The 19,863-nt window shown below is 73.6% G+C and carries 21 protein-coding genes; 10 read left to right on the top strand and 11 right to left on the bottom strand.

The annotated features are described in order from the left end of the window. Positions 1 to 69 precede the first annotated feature (69 nt). Positions 70 to 822 carry a DsbA family oxidoreductase gene (locus tag FHX44_RS29760; RefSeq protein WP_147258815.1) on the bottom strand — a complete coding sequence of 251 codons (753 nt, stop codon included), beginning with the start codon at positions 820 to 822 and terminating at the stop codon, positions 70 to 72. Here FHX44_RS29760 and FHX44_RS29765 point away from each other — a divergent pair. Next, a complete protein-coding gene (locus FHX44_RS29765; RefSeq protein WP_147258816.1) occupies positions 821 to 1,420 on the top strand; it encodes a class I SAM-dependent methyltransferase in 600 nt (199 codons plus the stop codon). The genes FHX44_RS29760 and FHX44_RS29765 overlap by 2 nt on opposite strands. On the opposite strand, the gene FHX44_RS29770 is transcribed toward FHX44_RS29765, so the two are convergent. Together FHX44_RS29770 and FHX44_RS29775 are read right to left on the bottom strand one after the other, a co-directional pair. After that, positions 1,399 to 2,649 carry an ROK family transcriptional regulator gene (locus FHX44_RS29770; RefSeq protein WP_147258817.1) on the bottom strand — a complete coding sequence of 417 codons (1,251 nt, stop codon included), beginning with the start codon at positions 2,647 to 2,649 and terminating at the stop codon, positions 1,399 to 1,401. The genes FHX44_RS29765 and FHX44_RS29770 overlap by 22 nt on opposite strands. Positions 2,650 to 2,665: 16 nt before the next feature. Continuing rightward, positions 2,666 to 3,481, bottom strand: coding sequence for a shikimate dehydrogenase (locus FHX44_RS29775; protein ID WP_147258818.1), 816 nt, complete (start codon positions 3,479 to 3,481; stop codon positions 2,666 to 2,668). A 101-nt stretch (positions 3,482 to 3,582) separates the two neighbouring features. On the opposite strand from FHX44_RS29775, the gene dprE2 reads away from it, so the two are divergent. Next, positions 3,583 to 4,317, top strand: a complete 735-nt coding sequence (gene dprE2, locus FHX44_RS29780) for a decaprenylphospho-beta-D-erythro-pentofuranosid-2-ulose 2-reductase (protein WP_147258819.1) — start codon at positions 3,583 to 3,585, stop codon at positions 4,315 to 4,317. Between the two features lie 167 nt (positions 4,318 to 4,484). Here dprE2 and FHX44_RS29785 read toward each other — a convergent pair whose 3' ends face one another. After that, complete coding sequence (locus tag FHX44_RS29785) at positions 4,485 to 5,360, bottom strand: phosphotransferase (protein WP_147258820.1); 876 nt, start codon at positions 5,358 to 5,360, stop codon at positions 4,485 to 4,487. Between the two features lie 206 nt (positions 5,361 to 5,566). Between FHX44_RS29785 and FHX44_RS29790 the strand changes: the two genes are divergently transcribed. From FHX44_RS29790 to FHX44_RS29805, 4 genes are read left to right on the top strand one after another with little or no spacing between them, the layout of a single operon-like run. After that, on the top strand, positions 5,567 to 6,436 hold the full coding sequence (locus FHX44_RS29790; protein WP_147258821.1) for an ABC transporter permease subunit: 870 nt from the start codon (positions 5,567 to 5,569) through the stop codon (positions 6,434 to 6,436). Further along, the gene (locus tag FHX44_RS29795; RefSeq protein ID WP_147258822.1) at positions 6,433 to 7,194 is read left to right on the top strand and encodes an ABC transporter ATP-binding protein; all 762 of its coding nucleotides are present in this window, start codon (positions 6,433 to 6,435) and stop codon (positions 7,192 to 7,194) included. Before FHX44_RS29790 ends, FHX44_RS29795 begins: the two co-directional genes overlap by 4 nt. Then, the gene (locus FHX44_RS29800; RefSeq protein WP_212612711.1) at positions 7,191 to 8,000 is read left to right on the top strand and encodes an ABC transporter permease; all 810 of its coding nucleotides are present in this window, start codon (positions 7,191 to 7,193) and stop codon (positions 7,998 to 8,000) included. Before FHX44_RS29795 ends, FHX44_RS29800 begins: the two co-directional genes overlap by 4 nt. A 16-nt stretch (positions 8,001 to 8,016) precedes the next feature. Then, positions 8,017 to 9,156, top strand: a complete 1,140-nt coding sequence (locus FHX44_RS29805) for an ABC transporter substrate-binding protein (RefSeq protein WP_147258823.1) — start codon at positions 8,017 to 8,019, stop codon at positions 9,154 to 9,156. A 723-nt stretch (positions 9,157 to 9,879) separates the two neighbouring features. Here the strand turns inward: FHX44_RS29805 and FHX44_RS29810 are convergent. Next, a complete protein-coding gene (locus tag FHX44_RS29810) occupies positions 9,880 to 10,995 on the bottom strand; it encodes a GNAT family N-acetyltransferase (protein WP_147258824.1) in 1,116 nt (371 codons plus the stop codon). A gap of 90 nt (positions 10,996 to 11,085) precedes the next feature. Here FHX44_RS29810 and FHX44_RS42370 point away from each other — a divergent pair, with 90 nt between their 5' ends. Continuing rightward, positions 11,086 to 12,867, top strand: coding sequence for an arylamine N-acetyltransferase (locus FHX44_RS42370; protein WP_170309094.1), 1,782 nt, complete (start codon positions 11,086 to 11,088; stop codon positions 12,865 to 12,867). A gap of 35 nt (positions 12,868 to 12,902) precedes the next feature. Then, entirely contained in the window at positions 12,903 to 13,376 is a 474-nt protein-coding gene (rnhA, locus tag FHX44_RS29820; protein WP_212612712.1) for a ribonuclease HI, read from the top strand. Here rnhA and FHX44_RS29825 read toward each other — a convergent pair. Together FHX44_RS29825 and FHX44_RS29830 are read right to left on the bottom strand one after the other, a co-directional pair. Then, a complete protein-coding gene (locus FHX44_RS29825) occupies positions 13,350 to 13,835 on the bottom strand; it encodes a DUF309 domain-containing protein (protein ID WP_147258825.1) in 486 nt (161 codons plus the stop codon). The two genes, rnhA and FHX44_RS29825, sit on opposite strands and share 27 nt — an antisense overlap. A 24-nt stretch (positions 13,836 to 13,859) precedes the next feature. After that, positions 13,860 to 14,438, bottom strand: a complete 579-nt coding sequence (locus FHX44_RS29830; RefSeq protein ID WP_147258826.1) for a TetR/AcrR family transcriptional regulator — start codon at positions 14,436 to 14,438, stop codon at positions 13,860 to 13,862. 124 nt (positions 14,439 to 14,562) lie between these two features. Between FHX44_RS29830 and FHX44_RS29835 the strand changes: the two genes are divergently transcribed. Both FHX44_RS29835 and FHX44_RS29840 read left to right on the top strand, forming a co-directional pair. Then, the gene (locus FHX44_RS29835; RefSeq protein ID WP_147258827.1) at positions 14,563 to 15,744 is read left to right on the top strand and encodes an MFS transporter; all 1,182 of its coding nucleotides are present in this window, start codon (positions 14,563 to 14,565) and stop codon (positions 15,742 to 15,744) included. Continuing rightward, positions 15,741 to 16,508: an SDR family NAD(P)-dependent oxidoreductase gene (locus FHX44_RS29840; protein WP_147258828.1), complete on the top strand. Its 768-nt coding sequence runs from the start codon at positions 15,741 to 15,743 to the stop codon at positions 16,506 to 16,508. The genes FHX44_RS29835 and FHX44_RS29840 overlap by 4 nt, the downstream gene beginning before the upstream one ends. Positions 16,509 to 16,580: 72 nt before the next feature. On the opposite strand, the gene FHX44_RS29845 is transcribed toward FHX44_RS29840, so the two are convergent. From FHX44_RS29845 to FHX44_RS29860, 4 genes are read right to left on the bottom strand one after another with little or no spacing between them, the layout of a single operon-like run. Continuing rightward, positions 16,581 to 17,126: a dihydrofolate reductase family protein gene (locus FHX44_RS29845; RefSeq protein ID WP_147258829.1), complete on the bottom strand. Its 546-nt coding sequence runs from the start codon at positions 17,124 to 17,126 to the stop codon at positions 16,581 to 16,583. 1 nt (position 17,127) lies between these two features. Further along, the gene (locus tag FHX44_RS29850) at positions 17,128 to 18,138 is read right to left on the bottom strand and encodes a sigma-70 family RNA polymerase sigma factor (RefSeq protein WP_246170664.1); all 1,011 of its coding nucleotides are present in this window, start codon (positions 18,136 to 18,138) and stop codon (positions 17,128 to 17,130) included. Continuing rightward, positions 18,135 to 18,752, bottom strand: a complete 618-nt coding sequence (locus FHX44_RS29855; RefSeq protein WP_147258830.1) for an FMN reductase — start codon at positions 18,750 to 18,752, stop codon at positions 18,135 to 18,137. Before FHX44_RS29855 ends, FHX44_RS29850 begins: the two co-directional genes overlap by 4 nt. Beyond that, a complete protein-coding gene (locus FHX44_RS29860) occupies positions 18,749 to 19,840 on the bottom strand; it encodes an LLM class flavin-dependent oxidoreductase (protein ID WP_147261575.1) in 1,092 nt (363 codons plus the stop codon). The genes FHX44_RS29855 and FHX44_RS29860 overlap by 4 nt, the downstream gene beginning before the upstream one ends. Positions 19,841 to 19,863 lie beyond the last annotated feature (23 nt).

Here is a 19,863-nt window from a genome sequence, read left to right on the forward strand (position 1 = left end):
CTGGTCCAGCAGCGGCCCTGCACGATGCGCGGCGCCGCCAGCAGGCCTGGACGTCAGGCCCGCGGTTGGTCAGACGCTGCAGGAGCCGTCGGCGCAAGCCTCGTCGCCACCGGCCGGCGTGAGGACCTGCAGCGGGTGGGCCTCGGCCCAGGCGGTGTCGAGCACCTGTAGCAGCGCCTCCGGCGGCTGGGCGCCCGCAACGCCGTACTTGCGGTCGACCACGAAGAAGGGCACGGCGGTGATGCCGTACGCCTGGGCCTGCCGCTCGTCGGCGCGCACGGCCTCGGCGTACCGGTCGGAGGCGAGGACCTCGCGGGCCTCGTCCGCGTCCAGCCCGGCCTCTGCGCCCAGCCGGACGAGTGTGGCGGGGTCGGCGATCGGCTCGCCCTCGGTGAAGTAGCCGCGGAAGAGGCGCTCCTTCACCGCGTCCTGCACGCCGCGCTCCGCCGCGAGGTGCAGCAGGCGGTGGGCGTCGAACGTGTTGCCGCGGCGGGCGCGGTCGAAGTGGAAGTCCCAGCCGTCCTCGGCGGCCATCGCCGTCATCTGGCGGTGCTTGGCCTCGGCCTCGGCGCGGGTCATGCCGTACTTGGCGGCGAGGTGGTCGTTGAGGTCACCCTCCTGCTCCGGCGGTGCGCCGGGGTCCAGCTCGAAGCTGTGGTAGCTCACCTCGACCTGGTCGCGGTGGTCGAACCGCGCGAGCGCCTTCTCGAAGCGGTGCTTGCCGACCGCGCACCACGGACACACGACGTCCGACCAGATCTCCACCTTCACGGCCAGGTCAACCGCCGGTGCCGGGATCGTGTTCCCTAGCCTGGCCGGCATGTCCGACCTTCCCGACGACTGGCATGCCTGGCGCGAGCAGGAGGACCTCGCCCGCTACGACGAGCGTTTCCGGCGGCTGGCCGAGTCGGGGCGGAACCCGCACGGTGAGGCCGACCTCGTGGCCTCCTACGCACCGGTCCGGGTGCTCGACGGCGGGTGCGGCACCGGACGGGTCGCGATCGAGCTGGCCCGGCGCGGGATCGGAGTGCTGGGCGTGGACGCCGACCCCGACATGATCACCGCCGCCCGTGCGAAGGCCCCCGAGCTGGAGTGGGTCACCGCGGACCTCGCCGACCTCGACCGGCCGGAGCGGTTCGACGTGGTGGTGCTCGCCGGCAACGTCGTGGCGTACATCGCACCCGAACGGCGGGCGCGCGCGGTGGCGGCGTGCATCGCGCACCTCGCGCCCGGCGGCCGGCTCGTCGCGGGCTTCCGGCTGCGGCCGGGCTGGCCCACCCCGGACGACCACGACCGGTGGTGCGCCGCGGCCGGCGCCGTGCCGGAGGACCGGTTCGCCACCTGGGAACGTGATCCCTACGCGGCGGGCGACTACGTCGTGTCGGTGCACCGGCGCGATCAGGGGGCGGCGGCCACCTGATCGTCCCGGGGCCCGAGCAGCAGCGTGGACGGCCGGGTGGAGAAGGAGTGCTCGAGCACGAGGCACCCGGCGCCGATCGCGCCGACGTCCGGGCCGAGCGAGCTGCCCAGCGTCGCGACGGGGTGCACGTGGCGGGCCTCGGTGGTGGTGAGCAGCGTGTCACGCAGGATCGGCAGGAAGACCTCGCTGATCCGGTCCCAGATCGGTCCGCCGACCACGACGGCGCGCACGTCGAGCAGGTTGGCGATGGTGGCCGCGCCGCGTGCCAGCCGTGCCGCGCTCCGCTCGAGGATGGGCCGGGCCGCGGCCAGCCGGCACATCCTGGTGAACAGCTCGTCGATCTCGCGGTCGCCTGCGTCCGGCGGGAGCGGGGGGAGCAGGCCCGCGTCGGCGGCCTCGGCCACGAGGGTGCGCGGCATGCACGCCGGCCCGACGCAGCCGCGCTGGCCGCAGCGGCAGCGCGGCCCGTCGGCGTCGACGATCAGGTGCCCGATCTCGCCCGCGTTGTCCGTGCTCCCGCCGAGCAGCTCGCCGCCGATCACGAGCCCTGCCCCGAGCCCGGTGCCCAGGTAGAGGAACACGAAGTCCGCGAGGGCGGTGGCCGAGCCGCGCCACAGCTCGGCCAGCGCAGCGGCGGCCGCGTCCTTGTGCAGCACCACCGGGTAACCGGTGGCCTCGTGCAGCAGCTTCCGCAGGCCGACGCGCGTCCACTCCGGCAGCAGCGGCGGCTCCAGCACGACGCCGGTGCCCGGGTCGAGCGGGCCGGGCGCGGCGATGCCCATACCCAGGACGCGGCCGGCGTCGATCCCGGTGGACGTGACCAACCCGGAGGCGGCCTCGACGATCGCGGTGACCAGCTCGGGCGGTGACGTCGCCGACGCAGGCAGCGTGCGGACCGATGCCACGACGTCGCCGACGAGGTCGAGCAGTGCGACCGTCGTGACGGTGGGGTCGATGTGCACGCCGATCGCGAAGTGCCCGGTGGGGTGCAGCCGCAGCAGGGTGCGTGGCTTGCCCCGGCCGGCCTGGACGAGCGTGCCCGCCTCCGTGATGAGCTCGCGGTCCAGCAGCCGCCGGGTGATGTTGGAGACCGACTGCGCGGAGAGGCCGGTGAGCTCGGCGAGCTCCACCCGGGACAGGCCGTCGGGGGCGTGGCGGATGGCGTCGAGGATCACGGCCTGGTTGAAGTCGGCGACGCGCGGCAGGTTGGTACCGCGCCTGCCCTCCATGGCCGGATGGTAACGGTCAGGCGCGCGCCGCGACCGCCGCGTCGAGCGCGTCGCGCATGACGTCGACCGGCGGGGCGAGGCCGGTCATCAGCTCCACCTGTGCCACCGCCTGGTGCAGCAGCATCTCCAGCCCGCTGAGGACGCGCGCTCCCGAGGCGTCTGCGGCCGCCGCGAACGCGGTGGGCCACGGCGCGTAGACCACGTCGAGCACCACGGCGCCCGGCCGCACGCCGGTGAGGCCGTCGGCGGCGCCGCGGGGGAGCGTGGAGACCACCACGTCGGCGTCAGCGAGCGCGGCCCGCGCGCGGGTGGGGTCGAGCAGGCCGTCGGTGATCTCCGGGGCGACGCCGAGCCGGTCGGCGGCGGCCTGCAGCTCGCCGGCCCGCGCCGTGGAGCGCACGAGCACGGTGATGTCGGCGATGCCGAGCTCGCGCAGCGCGGCAAGGGTGGCCTGCGCGGTGCCGCCCGCGCCGAGCACGACCGCGCGCCCGCCGGGCGGGGCGCCGCGCAGGGTCTCGACGACGCCCGCGACGTCGGTGTTCTCGGCGTACCGGCGGCCGTCGGTGAGCACGAGCGTGTTGGCCGCGCCGACGGCCGCCGCGAGCGGGGAGACGTCCCGGGCGACGTCCAGGGCCACCCGCTTCAACGGCATCGTGAGCGACAGGCCGGCCCACTCGGGGCCGAGTTCGTCGACGAAACCGGCGAGGCCGGTCTCATCGCACTCGTGTGCGTCGTAGTGCCACCCGTCGAGCCCGAGCGCCCCGTACGCCGCCGAGTGCAGCACCGGCGACAGCGAGTGGGCAACGGGACTCCCCAGCACTGCGGCGCGCATGCCCGCCAGTATCTCCGCTCGCCGAGCAGGGTCTTCGCAGGGCCCGTGGATCCTGCGAGGACCGCAGGATCCGCGCGGACACGCTGTGCCAGGCTCGGCTGGTGACGGAAACAGTGCTGGTGCTCGGGGGTCGCAGCGAGATCGGGCTGGCCGTGGCGAAGCGGCTCGCCGCCGGGAACACCGTCGTGCTCGCGGCCCGGCGCAGTGCCGACCTCGACGCCGAGGAGAAGCTGCTGCGCGAGGCCGGGGCGGCGGTCGACCGCGTCGAGTTCGACGCCGACGACCTGGACGCCCACCGCGCCGTGCTGCTGGACGTCGTGCGTCGCCACGGCAGGCTCGACGTCGTCGTGGTCGCCTTCGGGATCCTCGGCGACCAGGCCCGCGCCGAGCGCGACCCGGCGCACGCCGTGGAGATCGTGCACACCGACTACGTCGCGCACGTGATGCTGCTCCTGCACCTCGCCGCGATCCTGCGGGAGCAGGGGCGCGGCACGATGGTCGTGTTCTCCTCCGTGGCGGGTGCACGGGTGCGCCGGGCCAACTTCGTGTACGGCTCGGCGAAGGCGGGCCTCGACGGGTTCGCGAGCGGGCTCGCCGACTCCCTGCACGGCAGCGGTGTGCGGTTGCTGCTGGTCCGGCCGGGTTTCGTGATCGGCCGGATGACCGAGGGGATGACTCCGGCGCCGTTCTCGTCCAAGCCGGACCAGGTCGCCGATGCCACGGTCGCCGCCCTGCGGGCGGGCCGGGGTGAGGTGTGGGTGCCGAGGGTGTTGCGGCCCGTGTTCGCGGTGCTGCGGCACGCGCCGCGGGCGCTGTGGCGGCGCATGCCCCGGTAGTCGGCATGGTGGCCCGCGGCGTGGATCACCGTGATCGCCGAGGGCGACGGCAAACGCGGAGGAAGCGATCAGTCAGAGCGGGTCGAACGCCCTGAACACCCGCGGTGGGAGCCGGGCCTCGTCCCACCGGTACTTCATCTCCTCGACCAGGTCGTCGAGCCACCGAGTCAGCGCGGGATAGAGCCCAGTGGGCCCGGCGGTATCGGTCGCGGCGGTGAGCGTGTGCACGATCTGGGTGCGCCGTCGGACGCTTGATCAGCGGACGCGATCAGCCGCAGCCTCGAGGCCCGGACGACCGCCCAGGCGAGGCAGCCCTCGGCCATCAGCCGCTCGTACACCGCGTCGTCCGCGACGGCGGGGCGCCCCTCGACCAGCTCGGCGCGGTAGGCCCGGTCCATCCTCGCCAGCACCGGGCCCGGCAGGACGGCCCAGCGCCCGTACTGGGGGAACGACAATCGGAGGCACCCGGCATCGATCCCGAGATGGCGGACGCCGGCCCCTTCGAAGTCGAAGATCCGCGCTTCTCCATCGATCACCACGGCGTTGCTCGGCGTCAGGTCGCCGTGGGTGAAGCCGCGGAACCGTTCGTCGGCCAGCGCCCCCGCCAGAGCCTCCGCATCGGCGCAGGCGTGCGCGGGTGATGGGAAGCCCAGGTCGTCGGCAGCGGCACACAGGTCGCTCCACGAGCCGAGCGGATCGTCGAGGAACGGCACGCGGCGAGCCGCCCTGAACCGCTCGGAACCGCGCGCCGCGTGCACCCTGCTGGCCGCGGACGCCAGCGCGACGAGTCCGCGCTCGGCCGGCGTCGAGGCGTCGGCGATCAGCAGATCCTGCACCGACGGCCCCGTGCCCATGTCGGTCATGAGGACGACACCGACGTCGCTGGTCAGGATGAGCGGCGCGAGTGCGACGCCGGCCCGCTCGAGGTGTTCGAGCGCGCGGCGCTCGTTGTCGAGGTACGCGGGATCCCCCGTTCCACCCGGCTCCCGCACGCCGCCGTAGCTCGGCGATGACGGAGCGGCCGATCCCGGGGTAGTCGGCATCGAGGGTGATCCGCAGTACCGGCGCCACCGGATTGCCGAGTTCGACGATGTCGTGGACCCGCGCGCCTGCGATCTCGTGCAGCAGACGCGCCACGGTCTCGCGCATCAGCGGCCCCCTGGCGGAGTACATGCCCTATTGGGAACGCGTTCGTAACGCTACCGTCATCCCCTGCTCAGAGGATCACCCGGTCTGAGGGGAGCGCGGGATGGTCGGTCGGGCGCGCACGGTCGTCGCTGCGGTGGCGGCGTTCGTGTTGCTGGTGGTGCTGTGGGAGCTGGTCAAGCTCGCGCTGCCCGGCGACGGCGTGCTGATCGGCGACACCCGGGTCCTGCCCCGCACCGATGACTCGGCCATGCCGCACGTCTGGACCGTGCTCGGGCGGCTCCTCGAGCCGGAGGTGGCCGGTGCGGCCGACGCGCGCACGGTGGGCGCGGCCGTCGCGTCGGGGGCGCTGTTCACCCTCGGCCTCGCGCTGGGCGGGCTGGTGCTCGGCGGGGTGCTCGGGATGCTGCTGGCGCTGGCCATGCAGCGGTTCGGGTTGCTGGAGCGCGCGGCCCTGCCCTACGTCGTCGCGTCGCAGACGGTGCCGCTGATCGCGATCGCCCCGCTCGTGGCCGGGTGGGGCGGCAAGATCGCGATCATGGGCTGGTCGTGGCAGCCGTGGGCGAGTGTCATGGTGATCTCGTCGTACCTGGCGTTCTTCCCGATCGCCGTCGGGATGCTCCGCGGCCTGAACGCGCCCGCGAAGGCCGACGTCGAGCTGTTCCGCACCCTCGCCGCCGGCTGGTGGACCACGCTGCTGCGGCTGCGGCTGCCCACGTCGGTGCCGTTCCTGCTCCCGGCGGTGCGGCTCGCGGCGGCCGCGGCCGTGGTCGGGGCGATCGTCGCGGAGATCTCCACCGGCACGCGCGGCGGGATCGGCCGCCTGATCATCGAGTACGCGCAGTCGGCCACCGGTGACCCGTCGCGCCTCTACACCGCGATCCTCGGCGCCGCCGCGCTCGGGCTCCTCGCGGCGGGCGCGGTCGGTCTGCTGGACGTCGCACTGCGCCGGTACCGGGGGAGTGTCCGATGAACGCCGTGCAGCTCGCGGGGGTCCAGAAGCGGTTCGGGGACGTCCACGCCCTGGACGGCATCGACCTGGAGATCGCCGCGGGCGAGTTCGTCTCGCTGATCGGGCCGTCCGGGTGTGGGAAGTCCACCCTGCTGCGCGTGGTCGCCGACCTGGAGCAGCCCACGTCGGGAAGCGTGCTGGTCGGCGGGAAGACCCCGTACCAGGCACGGCTGGACCAGGACTACGGGATCGCCTTCCAGCAGGCCGGGCTCCTGGAGTGGCGCAGCGTCGTCGAGAACGTCGAGCTGCCCCTGCACGTCCACGGGGTCGACAAGGCGAAGCGCCGGACGCGGGCCACCGAGCTGCTGGAACTCGTCGGGCTGGCCGAGTTCGCGGGCTCGCGTCCGAGCGAGCTGTCCGGGGGCATGCAGCAGCGCGTGGCGATCGCCCGCGCGCTCGCGCCCAGCCCGCGCCTGCTGCTGATGGACGAGCCGTTCGGCGCGCTCGACGAGATGACCCGGGAGCGGATGCAGGCCGAGCTGCTGCGCATCGCGCGGGAGACCGACGCCGCCGTCCTGTTCGTCACGCACTCGATCCCCGAGGCCGTCGTGCTGTCCGACCGCGTGGTCGTGATGTCCCCGCGCCCCGGGCGGATCACCGAGGTCGTCACCGGGGAGCGCCCGGGCCCCGACGAGGACGTCGACGACGTCCGCGAGTCGGGCGCGTTCTTCGCCGCGATCACGACCGTGCGCGAGGCGCTGCGCAAGGGGCACGCGTGACCCGGGTCGTGCCGGGTGCCGCCGGGGTCGAGGCCGGCCCGCGGCGCGGTCCCCGCGGGTTCGCGGCCGTGTGGCCGCCGGTCGTGTTCGGGCTCGGCCTGCTGGTGGTGTGGGAGCTGGTCGTCCGGATCGCCGGGGTGCCGGCCTTCCTGCTGCCCGCGCCGAGCGCGATCGCCGAGCAGGTCGGCGCCCAGCTCCCGGTGATCCTCTCCACGACCGCGGTCACCGGCGGCAACGCCCTCATCGGTCTCGTGGCCGGCTTCGTGCTCGGCGTGGCGCTGGCGCTGCTGGCCGCTCGGTCGCGGATCTTCGGGGAGCTGGCCACGCCGATCGTGCTGGCCGCGAGCGCCGTCCCGATCGTCGCGCTCGCACCCGTCTTCACCACGATGTACGGCTCGGCCACCGAGATCCCGCGCCGGCTGGTGGTGACGGTCGTGGTCACGGTGCCGGTCTTCGTCGCGACCGCGCGCGGGCTGCGGCAGGTGCAGCCCGTGCACGCCGAGCTCATGACGGCCCTCGCCGCCAGCCCGTGGCAGCACGCGCGGTTCGTCCGGCTGCCCGGTGCCGTGCCGTACATCATGACGGGGCTGCGGCTCGCCGCCCCGGCCGCGGTGATCGCCTCGATCGTCGCCGAGTACTTCGGCGGCCTGCAGAACGGGCTCGGCAGCCGCATCACCTCGGCCGCCGCCAACACCGCCTACGCCCGCGCGTGGGCCTTCGTCGCCGCCTCGATCGCACTGGGGCTGCTGTTCCACTTTGCCGGGCTGCTCATCGAGCGCCTGGTGACCCGCGGTCGTACCGCCTGAACCCCCGGAGGTCCCCATGCCTCGCTCGGTCATCCGCCGCCTCGCCCTGGTGGCTGCGTTCCTCGTGGCGGTCACCGCCTGCAGCGTCACCCCACAAGGCGGCGGCAGCGCGCCACCCGCTGAGGGCCCGCAGCAGGTGCGGCTGCAGCTGCAGTGGTTCAAGCAGGGCCAGTTCGCCGGCTACATCGCGGCCGTCGAGCAGGGCTTCTACGCCGAGCGCGGGCTGGACGTGGAGATCCTGGAGGGCGGGGTCGACATCGTCCCGCAGACCGTCCTCGCGCAGGGCCAGGCCGACTTCGCGATCGCATGGGTGCCGAAGGCGCTCGCCTCGCGCGAGCAGGGCGCGGGGATCACCGACGTCGCCCAGATCTTCCAGCGGTCGGGCACCTACCAGGTGGCGTTCGCGGACAAGGGGATCACGACGCCCGCCGACCTCAAGGGCAAGAAGGTCGGCAACTGGGGCTTCGGCAACGAGTTCGAGCTGTTCGCCGGCATGACGAAGGCCGGGCTCACGCCCGCCACGGACGTCACCCTGGTGCAGCAGCAGTTCGACATGCAGGCGCTGCTCTCCGGAGAGATCGACGCCGCCCAGGCCATGTCCTACAACGAGTACGCGCAGGTGCTGGAGGCCACCAACCCCGCGACGGGCCAGCTCTACCAGCCGAGCGACTTCTCCGTGATCGACTGGAACGAGACCGGCACCGCCATGCTGCAGGACGCCATCTGGGCCAGCACCGAGCGGCTTCAGGACCCGGCCTACCAGGACCTCACCACCCGGTTCATCGCAGGCTCCCTCGAGGGCTGGGCGTACTGCCGGGACAACGTCGAGTCGTGCCGGGACATGGTCGTCGCCGCGGGTTCCACGCTCGGCGCGAGCCACCAGCTGTGGCAGGTCAACGAGGTGAACAAGCTGATCTGGCCGTCGCCGGACGGCGCGGGTTCGATCGACGAGGCGGCGTGGACCCAGACCGTCCAGGTGGCGCGCACCGCGGTCAACGCCGACGGGCAGACCGTGCTCACCCGCGACCCCGACGCAGAGGCCCACACCAACACCTACGTGCAGCGGGCCCTCGACCAGCTGCGGGGCGAGGGCGTCGACGTCACCGGCGAGGGCTACCAGCCGATCGAGGTCACGCTCAACCCCGGCGGGGCATAGCCGCGCCGTGTCCGCGCTCCGTGGATGTCGGTGGGCCTGCTGGCGGCGCCGCGCATTGTGCGGGGCCGCCCCTCCCAGCTCAAGGGCGCCTGCGGCGTCGCTTCGCGATCGGTGCGCGACCCTTGACCTGTGAGCCTCTGCGGCCCCTCGGGCATGCGGTGCGGGCGGGCCGGGGGCCTGCCCGGTGGGGTGCGCGGCGTCGCCAGCAGGCCGGTCTCCCGGACAGGTGAGCGGGCCTCGGTGCCGGTCGCGCGCCCGGTGTGCGCTCGCGCGCCCCGTGTCGGCCCACGCGCCCGGTCGACGGGATGCCTGGGCGGTGAACGGGTGCGCGAGCGGCGGAGATCGTTCCTTGTGTGAAGTCCGTACTGGGTGTGTGAAGTCGGCTGTGCCGGCGCTACGAGCGGCGCGATCGGCAGTTCGGCGCGTTGCCGTGTCGTTTTCGCCCGTTTTCGCGCCAAAGCCTTGATCATGCCCGCGAGGCCGGCCTTCGGTGGTGCCGCGCGCCCGAAGGGCAGGCCCCCGGCCTGCCCGCGTTGTGCTGACCGGAGGGGCGGCCCCGCACGATGCGCGGCGCCACCGAAGGCCCTGGCGCCGCCGAAGGCCCTGGTGAAGCTGCGGCGCGCGACACCGTCCAGATCGTCAGGACGACCTCGACAGACGTGGCAAGACAGCACAGCCTCTGTTTCGCCGTTCTCGCGTCGACCTGCCGATCACGGGGCGCGATCAGGACGTCCGGGGCGCCAGCAGCTCGTACCAGACACCGTCGTCGACCGTGCGGTCCGCACCGACGCCGACGACGCCGTCCTGGTGCACCTCCCCGACCAGGGTGAAGCCGGCCCGCTCCGCGACGTGCCTGCTCGCCGTGTTGTCCCGAGACGCGCCGATCTGCAGCCGGTGGCGGCCGAGCCCGCCCCGCTCGCGCGGCGTGAACGTGTGCGCGACGACGAGGTCGACGGCCTCGCCGACCACGCCGCGCCCGCGCGCGTCCGGGTGGGCCCAGTAAGCGATCTCCCCGCCGGTGGGGTTCATCGGGTCGTCGAGCCGGAAGACGGAGACGTTGGCGAGCAGCCGGTCGTCGACGGGGTCGGCGACCGCCCAGGTGACCTTCTGCCCGAGTGACTCGGCGAGCCGGCAGTCCATCACGAAGTCCCGCGCGGTGTCCTCGGTGTACGGGTGCGGCAGCGTGGCCAGCCAGTGCCGGGTACGCGGGTCACTGCACGCCTCGACGATGCGGGGCACGTCCGCATCGGTGTGCTGGCGCAGCCGCACCCGCTCGCCCACCAGCTCGGGCACCGGCCACCAGGTGGTGCGGGGCGCCATCTCCTCGTCGGGGGTGAGCGAGGCGAACCAGCCGTCGGCGAGGCCGTCGCGGCGGGGCAGGGCCAGGCGCCGGGTGCCCTCGAACGTGAAGCCGCACGCGTGCGCCACCCGCCACGACGCGAGGTTGCCCGCCTGCGCCCACCAGTGCAGCACCGGCAGCCCGGCCTGCTCGAACGCCCAGCGGGCCGCCAGCCGCAGCGCCCTCGACATGAGGCCACGCCCGCGCGCAGCCGGGACGAGCCCGTAACCGACGAACGGTGGCGTACCCCGGTGGACGTCCACGTTGCCGGCGAACCGTCCTTCCGCCTCCACCACCCAGCGCGCCGCCGTGCCGTCGCGCCACCCCGCGGGAACCGTCTCCTCGATCCACCGGCGCGCGTCGGCCGGGCCGTAGGGGTGCGGGATGCGCGTCCAGCGGGCGGTCTCCGGATCGCGGGCGAACGCCAGCAGGCCGTCCAGGTCGGCGGCGGTGTGGGCCCGCAGGGTCACCGCCCCATCGGTCAGTGTCGGCGCTCGCACCCGTCCATGATCGCGCCCGCGACCCGGCTCGCCCACCGAGTTCGGCGAAACGGGGTGCGCAGCGCCGGGACCGCCGGATAGGAAGGGTTCATGCCCCCAGCGCTCAGCGACCCGGACCGGATCCGTCGGCTCGAGCCGCCCGCGCAGGGCGCGCGGCTGTCGGTGGTGCTCGACACCGACACGTTCAACGAGATCGACGACCAGTTCGCGCTCGCCTACGCGTTGCTGTCACCGGACCGGCTCGACCTGCAGGCGGTCTACGCGGCGCCGTTCTGCAACGACGCGACCGACCCCGCGACGGGCATGCGCCAGAGCTACGACGAGATCCTCCGGGTGCTGGAGCGGTTCGACCGGCGGCCCGACGGCTTCGTGTTCACCGGGTCCGAGCGGTGGCTGACCGACGCTGGCGCGCCGGTCCCGAGCGCGGCGGCCGAGGATCTCGTCGCGAGGGCCAGGCGGCAGGGTGACGACGAGGTGCTGTACGTGGTCGCGATCGGGGCCCCGACCAACGTCTCGTCGGCGCTGCTGGCCGCGCCGGACATCGCCGGGAAGATCGTCGTGGTGTGGCTCGGCGGGAACCCGACCACCTGGCCGAAGGCGAACGAGTACAACCTCGAGCAGGACGTGGCGGCCTCCCGCGTCCTGCTCGACTCCGGCGTCCCGCTCGTGTACGTGCCGTGCGTCAACGTGACCGAGCACCTGACCACCACGCTCGCCGAGATCGACGCGTTCGTCCGGCCGACCGGACCGGTCGGCGCGTACCTCGCGGGGATCTTCGAGGCCTACTACGACGACCACTTCGCCCGCTCGAAGGTCATCTGGGACGTCGGTGCGGTGGCGTGGCTCGTCGACCCGGAGTGGACGCCGAGCGCGCTGGTGCACAGCCCGGTGCTCACCTCCGAGGGGACCTGGAGCCACGACCCGCGGCGGCACCTGATCCGCGAGATGCGGCAGCTGGATCGGGACGCGATCTTCGGTGACCTGTTCACGAAGCTGCGTGACGCGGGCGCGGCGTCCGGGAGGATGGGGGGCATGAGCACCGCTGCCGGGACCGACACCGGCCTCGCCGCCTACCTCGACCGGATCGGCGTCGCCGACGTCACCAGTCCGGACCTCCCGACGCTGCACCGCATCATCGCAGGTCACACGCGGTCGATCGCGTTCGAGAACCTCGACGCGTTCACCGGCCGGGAGATCGCCCTCGACCCGGACGCCCTCGCCGCGAAGCTCGTGCACGGCGGCCGCGGCGGGTGGTGCTTCGAGCAGAACCTGCTGCTGCGCGGCGCCCTCGACGCGGTCGGCTACACCACCACCTGCCTCGCGGCGCGGGTGATGTGGGGCCGCCCGCCGGACGCACCGCCGGTGCCCCGCAGCCACATGTTGCTGCGCGTCGACCTGCCGGAGGGGCCCCACCTCGTCGACGTCGGCTTCGGCGGTCTCACGCTCACCGGCGTGCTGGCGCTGGAACCGGACGTCGAGCAGGCCACCCCGCACGAGCCGTTCCGGCTGGTGTCGGCCGAGCGGGCCGGGTACGTCATGCAGGCACGGGTGGGCGGACAGTGGCGGCCGCTGTACTGGTTCGACCTCACCGAGCAGCTCCTGGCCGACTACGAGGTGTCGAACTGGTACCTCTGCCACCACCCGCGCTCGCACTTCCTGAGCGGGATCATGGCCGCCCGCCCGGAGCCCGACCGCCGGTACGCCCTGGGCAGCACGAGCCTCGCCGTGCACCACCTCGACGGCCCCACCGAGCGGCGCACGCTGGAGTCGCCCGCGGAGATCCGCAAGGTCCTCGAGGAGACGTTCCTGATCGACACCTCCGGCCTCCCCGACCTGGAGACGGCGCTCGCGCGCCTCTTCCAGGACCGCTGAGCCGGGGCCGGTGCCGGCGTCGGTACGGTGTGCCGGTGCCGGACCGCGTCGTGGAGATCTACACCGACGGCGCGTGCAGCGGGAATCCCGGCCCCGGCGGCTGGGGCGCGGTGCTGCGCTACGGCACCGTCGAGAAGGAGCTCCACGGCGGCGACGCCGGGCCGACCACCAACAACCGGATGGAGCTGATGGCCCCCATCCGGGCGCTCGAGTCGTTGACCCGGCCCGTCGCGGTCCGGATCTACACCGACAGCACCTACGTCCGCAACGGGATCCTCAGCTGGCTGCCCCGGTGGAAGACGAACGGCTGGACGACCTCGGCGCGGACCCCGGTGAAGAACGCCGACCTCTGGCGCAGGCTCGACGAGGCGGCGGCGCGGCACCAGGTCGAGTGGCACTGGGTGAAGGGCCACGCCGGGCACCCGGAGAACGAGCGCGCCGACCGGCTCGCCGTGCGCGGCGTGGCCGAGGTCGTCGCGGCGTCAGGAGCCGCGCAGGCGGGGTCGTAGATCGATCTCGGAGATGCCTGCCAGGCCGTCGCGTTCGATCCGCCTGGCGAGGTCCTCGGCGTGCGCCTGGAGCCCCGCGATGTCCAGGCCCGCGGGTGCGGGGGCGGCCCAGCAGCCGATCCGGTGCGCGGCGCGTTCGAGCAGTGCCGCGGCGCCCCGGGCGTTGCCGCGCTGCGCATGTGTCAGGCCGACGGCGAGCTGGGCGAGCCCGCGCCAGAGCTCGCGCTCGGCGTCGGGCGCGGACTTCCAGACGGCCTCCAGCACGTCGTGGGCCGGGAACGGCAGGCCGGCGTCGATCAGCCGCTGCGCCTCGGTGACGCCCTCGTCGGAGGTGAGCACGAGGTCGTCGGGCACCCGCTCGACGCCCTCCGCGCCGCGGGGGAGCGGGCGCCCCGCCGCGTCACGGGGTCGCGAGTTGCGGGGGCGTCCGGCCGGGTCACGGTCGCGCGCGATGTCCACGACGACCACCGTGCCACGACCCGCTCACGACTCGGGCGGCAGGAGCGCCTCGGCGAGTGCCCGTGCGCTCCGCGCGGGCCCCTCCGCCCCGAGTGCCTGCGCGGATGCGTAGACGCCCTCCATGAGGACCGCGAGCTGATCGGCGAGGGCCTCTGAGCCGGGCATCCCGGCCGTGAGCTCGCCGAGCCGGGCGCGGACCCATGCCTTGTTGGTGGCGGCGTTGCGGTGTGCCGCGACCTCGGGGTCGGGGAACTCGGTCAGCGCCATCTGGAACGGGCAGCCCCGGCAGCGGTCGGGCTGCGTCTGCACGGCGAGCGCGTCGAACAGCGACAGGATCCGCTCGCGCGGGCTGCCGTGGGCGGTCGCGGCGTCGAACCACTCGCGGTAGCCGCGGTCGGCGCGCTCCACGTATGCGGCCACGAGGTCGTCCTTGGACGACCACAGGCGGTAGAGCGTGGTGGGGGCCACCCCGGCCTCGGCGGCGATCCGGTCGACGCCCACGGCGCGGATGCCCTGCCAGTAGAACAGGTCGTGCGCCACCTCCAGGACGTGCTCGCGCGTCTCCGCCGAGCTGCGGCGCGTCACCGATCCTGCGCGGGCCATGGGTCCATCGTACCTTGTTAGGGATCGTTCCCTAGCGTTCTGCGTCACACTGGCTTGCCGTCACCTCGGCACCGGCCTAGCTTCTTGTTAGGGAACGACCCCTAACAAAGGAGAGGGGCGGGTCATGAACACCCGATCCGGGCCGGCCATGGCGGCGCTCTTCGCTGCCGCGTTCGTGATGGGCAGCGCCGAGCTGCTCGTCGTCGGGGTGATCGACCTCATCGCCGCCGACCTCGCGGTGCCGGTGAGCACCGCAGGGGCGGCCGTCACCGCGTACGCGCTCGGGATCGCCATCGGCGGGCCGGTCCTGACCGCGCTGACGATCCGGTCCGAGCGCCGCAGGGTGCTCGCCTGGGCGCTCGCCGCGTACGTGATCGCCACCGCCGCACCGCTCGTCACATCGAGCGCCACGCTCTTCCTGACGGCCCGGTTCGCCGCAGGCTCCCTGCACGGCCTGTTCATCGGCGTCGCGTTCGCCGTCGCCGGCGCGCTCGTCCCGCCGGAGCGCACGGGTCGCGCGATCGGGATCGTGCTGGGCGGGATCTCGGTGTCCACGGCTCTCGGCGTTCCCCTGGGCACGCTCGTCGGGCAGGCGATGGGCTGGCGCGCCGGGTTCGTCGGGGTGAGCGTGCTGGGGCTGGGCGCGCTGCTCGCGCTGCTCCGCGTCGTGCCGGCGGTCGCCGCGACCGGCGGCGGGCGCGCTGCCGTGCAGGCCCGGCACGCGTTCGCGCCCCGGGTGCTGGCCGTGCTCGGGACCGGCCTGCTGATCCTCGGTGGGCAGTACGCGGTGCTCACCTACATCACGCCGTTCCTGCAGGAACGCACCGGAGTGTCCAGCGGCGCGGTGAGCGCGTTCCTGCTCGCCTTCGGCGTGGCCACCGCGGTCGGTGTCTTCGCAGGCGGGTGGGCGGCCGACCGCAGCGCCACCCGGACCCTCGTGCTCGGCAACGCCGCGCTCGTGGTCGCGCTCGGTCTCCTGCACGTCGTCGCGGCGATCCCGGTGCTCGTCGCGGTCGTGCTGGTGGTCTGGGGCGTCGTCGGGATGGGTCTCGTGCCCTCGCTGCAGTACCGCGTGCTCGAGCTCGCCGGCCCGGGGCGTGACCTCGCCGCCACGCTCCCCGCATCGGCCCTCAACGCCGGGATCGCACTCGGCGCGCTCGCAGGCGGCTGGACGCTCGACGCCTACGGCGCGGGCGCCCCCGTGATCACCGGCCTCGTGGTCGCCGCCGTGGCGCTGCCCGCGGCCTGGGCCACCTCCGTGTTGCGCCCCACCCCCACCCAGCAGATCGAAGGAGTATCGGCATGACCGTCCTGACCGGACGCACCGCACTCGTCACCGGGGCCTCCCGCGGCATCGGCCGCGCGATCGCCGAGCGGCTGGCGGCAGACGGCGCGCTCGTCGCCGTGCACTACGGCAGCAACGAGACGGCCGCGAGGGCCACGGTGGCCGCGATCGAGCAGGCGGGCGGGCAGGCCTTCGCGGTGCGCGCGGACCTGGCCGAGACCGCCGAGCTGGCCGCTCTGTTCGCCGGCCTGCGCGACGGCCTCGCCGGACGCCCGCTGGACATCCTGGTCAACAACGCCGCCGTGATCGACTACACGGGGACGATCGAGGGCGCCACGCCGGAGGCCTTCGACCGGCTGTTCGCGGTGAACGTGCGCGCGCCGCTCTTCATCGTCCAGCGGGCACTGCAGCTGATGCCCGATGGCAGCCGGATCGTGAACGTCTCCTCGGGCGTGACGTGGTTCGCCACGCCCGACGTCGTCTACGGCATGTCGAAGGGGGCGCTGAACGTGCTCACCCGCTCACTCGCCCACACCCAGGGCAAGCGCGGGATCACCGTCAACACGGTCTCGCCGGGCATCACGGAGACCGACATGAACACCTGGCTCGCCGAGAGCCCCGAGGCCGCCCGCGGGGTCGCGAACATGGTCGCCCTCGGCCGGCACGGACAGCCCGCCGACATCGCCGACGCGGTGGCGTTCTTCGCATCCGACGACGGCCGTTGGGTGACCGGGCAGACCCTCGAGGTCAACGGCGGGCTCTGGCTCGGCCCGCCCACGCCCTAGCCGGTTGCAGCATGGCCACCTTCATGCAACGAGGTTGCGTGAAGGTGGCTGCGCTTTCCCCGGGGAGTGCAATCACCGGCCGGCGACCCGGAACCAGAGGTGCGTCGCGAGTGGCGCCGAGCTCATGTCGATCCGTTCCAGCCGGACGTGTGTGCCGCCCGGATGCTCGAACAGCCGCACGCCGTCGCCGAGCAGCACGGGGAGGATGAAGGTCAGCACCTCGTCGAGCTCACCCGCCTCCAGACAGGAGCGCGCGGTCTCGGCGCCCAGGACGTTGACGTACCTGTCCCCGGCCGCCGTCCGGGCGGCGGCGATCGCGTCCCCGAGGTCGGCCACGAACGTCAGGCCGGGCACCGGGGTGGGTGGGGCGTTGCGGGTGAGCACGAACTGCGGACCCTTCCAGCCCCCGCCGAACACCTTGCCCTCCGCCTCCGTGCCGGCGTGCGGGTCGTCACCGCGGAACGTGCGGCCGCCCACGAGGATCGCCCCGACGCGGGTGATCAGGTCGTCGACCAGCGGATCCGGACCGAGATACGGGGTCAGCCAGGACATGTCCCCGCCCGGGCCGGCGATGAACCCGTCCAGCGACATGGTGACCGAGTACAGGAGCTTTGCCATGTCATGGAGACGGTGCGGCACCCGGAACGTCATCGGCGAGCAGCGGTGGAAGGCCGAACGCGGAGAAGAGATGCGTCTCGTGGAACGCGACGGCCTCGGCGACCAGGCCGTGCTCGATCCGCAGCACCGAGATCGCGAACGCACGGAAGCCGGGATCCGCCCCGGTCCGGACGTAGGCCGCCGCCGCGGGACACCCGTTGGACCGGGTCGGCAGCATCCGGAATCGGAAGCCCAGGCCGTCCGGGGCCCAGCTCGCACGGAGCGCCGCGACGACCGTGTCGCGGCCTTCGAACCACATCGGCCACGGCGGCATCGCCGTGCGCACGTCCTCGGCGAGCAGCGCCGCGACGGCGTCGGGATCGGCGCTCTCCATCGCGGCCATGTAGCGGCGCAGCACCGCGAGCTCCTCCGCGGTGGGCGGGGTGGACGGCGCCCAGTCGGAGCGGCGCTGCGGCAGGTGTTCGCGCAGCGTCGCCCGCGCCCGCTGCAGCGCGCTGTTGACCGACGCGACACTGCCCTCCAGCACCGGCGCGATCTCGCCGGGGCGCCAGCCGAGCACGTCCCGCAGCAGCAGCGCCGCCCGCTGGCGGGGCGGCAGGTGCTGGATCGCGGCCAGGAAGGCGAGCTCGATCGTCTCCCGCTCGACGGCCGCCGCGCCCGGTTCCACGTCGTCGGGCGTGAGCCGGTCCGGGAACGGCTGCAGCCACGGGATGTCGGTGCGCGGCGGCGACCCGGCGCCCGCGTCCGACGGTGGCCGCAGGTCCTGCGGCAGCACCCGACGGGCCCGGCCGTCGAGGTGGTCGAGGCAGGCGTTCGTCGCGATCCGGTACAGCCAGGCGCGCACGCTGGAGCGGCCTTCGAACGAACCGATGCCCTTCCACGCGCGCAGGAACGTCTCCTGCACCAGGTCCTCGGCCTCGTCGAACGAGCCGAGCATCCGGTAGCAGTGCACGCGCAGCTCGCGGCGGTGGCGTTCCGCCAGCGCCGCGAACTCCTCGTGCTCGATGCTCACTCGCCCCGCAACAGCTGCTCGAACGGGACCGGCTCCTCGAAGGGGTCCGGCGCGGCGGCGGCGGGCCGGGCCGCGACGATGTCGGCGAGCTCGCCCGCGGCCCGGGCGATCCGCCGGTCGAGCGCGGGCACGCCCGCTGCTCCGCCCGCCCAGTCCTCCGGGGCCGCGAACACCGCGGTGGGCACGACCACCGCGTGCAGGTACGCCATCAGCGGGCGCACCGCGTGCTCCAGGGCGAGGGAGTGGCGGCCGGTGCCGCCGGTGGCGGCGATCAGCGTCGGCTTCCCGTCCAGGGTGCCCTCCTCGAGGGCGTCGAAGAGCAGCTTGAACAGGCCGTTGTAGGAAGCGGAGAACGTGGGCGTCACCGCGATCAGCCCGTCGGCGCCCGCCACCGCGTCCACGACCGGGCGCAGGCCCGGCGCGACGAAGCCGGTGAGCACGGCGTCCACCAGCTCGTGCGCGTGCTCGCGCAGCTCGACGACCTCGAGCTCGGCCTCCACGCCGTGCTCGGCCAGCGCCGCGGTGGTGGCCGCGGCGAGCCGGTCGGCGAGCAGCCGCGTCGACGACGGGACGCCGATCCCGGCGCTCACGACGGTGATCTTCCGGGTGGTCATGCCGACACCTCCTCCTTGTCGCGGGCCGCCTTCAGGCTCTCGTGCGTCGGTGCGTCCGGGACGTGCGCCGGCGTGCGCGCCGCGAACTCCTTGCGCAGCACCGGGATCACCTCCTCGCCCAGCATGTCCAGCTGCTCGAGCACCGTCTTGAGCGGCAGCCCGGCGTGGTCCATGAGGAACAGCTGGCGCTGGTAGTCGCCCGCGAACTCGCGGAAGCTCAGCGTCTTGTCGATGACCTGCTGCGGGCTGCCGACGGTGAGGGCCGTCAGCTCGGAGAAGTCCTCCAGCGACGGGCCGTGGCCGTAGACCGGCGCGTTGTCGAAGTACGGGCGGAACTCGCGCACCGCGTCCTGCGAGTTCTTCCGCATGAACACCTGCCCGCCGAGGCCGACGATCGCCTGGTCGGCGGGGCCGTGGCCGTAGTGCTCGTAGCGGCGCCGGTACAGGTTCACCATCCGCCGGACGTGCCCGGCGTCCCAGAAGATGTTGTTGTGGAAGAAGCCGTCGCCGTAGAAGGCGGCCTGCTCCGCGATCTCCGGGCTGCGGATCGAGGCGTGCCACACGAACGGCGGCACCCCGTCGAGCGGGCGCGGGGTGGCCGTGAAGCCCTGCAGCGGCGTGCGGTGCTTCCCCTCCCAGTCGACGACGTCCTCGCGCCACAGCCTGCGCAACAGCGCGTAGTTCTCCACGGCGAGCGAGATGCCGTCGCGGATGTCCTTGCCGAACCACGGGTAGACCGGCCCGGTGTTGCCGCGCCCGAGCATCAGGTCGACGCGCCCGTCGGCGAGGTGCTGCAGCATCGCGTAGTCCTCGGCGATCTTCACCGGGTCGTTCGTGGTGATCAGCGTCGTCGCCGTCGACAGCAGCAGCCGCTTCGTGCGCGCGGCGATGTAGCCGAGCATCGTGGTGGGGGAGGAGGGCACGAACGGCGGGTTGTGGTGCTCGCCGGTCGCGAAGACGTCCATGCCCACCTCCTCCGTCTTCAGCGCGATGGCGACCATCGCCTTGATCCGCTCCGCCTCGGTGGGTGTGCGGCCCGTCGTCGGGTCGGGCGTGACGTCACCGACGGAGAAGACGCCGAACTGCATCTCCATCTCGCTCCCTGCCTCCG

Origin of the sequence: Pseudonocardia hierapolitana, from assembly GCF_007994075.1 — a bacterium.
GTDB lineage: Bacteria > Actinomycetota > Actinomycetes > Mycobacteriales > Pseudonocardiaceae > Pseudonocardia > Pseudonocardia hierapolitana.

Excerpts from the sequence above, each read along its gene's own strand:
- FHX44_RS29765 (WP_147258816.1), top strand. The coding sequence starts at position 821 with ATGTCCGACCTTCCCGACGACTGGCATGCCTGGCGCGAGCAGGAGGAC.
- FHX44_RS29760 (WP_147258815.1), bottom strand. The coding sequence starts at position 822 with ATGCCGGCCAGGCTAGGGAACACGATCCCGGCACCGGCGGTTGACCTG.
- FHX44_RS29770 (WP_147258817.1), bottom strand. The coding sequence starts at position 2,649 with ATGGAGGGCAGGCGCGGTACCAACCTGCCGCGCGTCGCCGACTTCAAC.
- FHX44_RS29775 (WP_147258818.1), bottom strand. The coding sequence starts at position 3,481 with ATGCGCGCCGCAGTGCTGGGGAGTCCCGTTGCCCACTCGCTGTCGCCG.
- FHX44_RS29785 (WP_147258820.1), bottom strand. The coding sequence starts at position 5,360 with ATGCCGACTACCCCGGGATCGGCCGCTCCGTCATCGCCGAGCTACGGC.
- FHX44_RS29790 (WP_147258821.1), top strand. The coding sequence starts at position 5,567 with ATGGTCGGTCGGGCGCGCACGGTCGTCGCTGCGGTGGCGGCGTTCGTG.
- FHX44_RS29795 (WP_147258822.1), top strand. The coding sequence starts at position 6,433 with ATGAACGCCGTGCAGCTCGCGGGGGTCCAGAAGCGGTTCGGGGACGTC.
- FHX44_RS29805 (WP_147258823.1), top strand. The coding sequence starts at position 8,017 with ATGCCTCGCTCGGTCATCCGCCGCCTCGCCCTGGTGGCTGCGTTCCTC.
- FHX44_RS42370 (WP_170309094.1), top strand. The coding sequence starts at position 11,086 with ATGCCCCCAGCGCTCAGCGACCCGGACCGGATCCGTCGGCTCGAGCCG.
- FHX44_RS29830 (WP_147258826.1), bottom strand. The coding sequence starts at position 14,438 with ATGGCCCGCGCAGGATCGGTGACGCGCCGCAGCTCGGCGGAGACGCGC.
- FHX44_RS29835 (WP_147258827.1), top strand. The coding sequence starts at position 14,563 with ATGAACACCCGATCCGGGCCGGCCATGGCGGCGCTCTTCGCTGCCGCG.
- FHX44_RS29840 (WP_147258828.1), top strand. The coding sequence starts at position 15,741 with ATGACCGTCCTGACCGGACGCACCGCACTCGTCACCGGGGCCTCCCGC.
- FHX44_RS29845 (WP_147258829.1), bottom strand. The coding sequence starts at position 17,126 with ATGGCAAAGCTCCTGTACTCGGTCACCATGTCGCTGGACGGGTTCATC.
- FHX44_RS29855 (WP_147258830.1), bottom strand. The coding sequence starts at position 18,752 with ATGACCACCCGGAAGATCACCGTCGTGAGCGCCGGGATCGGCGTCCCG.
- FHX44_RS29860 (WP_147261575.1), bottom strand. The coding sequence starts at position 19,840 with ATGCAGTTCGGCGTCTTCTCCGTCGGTGACGTCACGCCCGACCCGACG.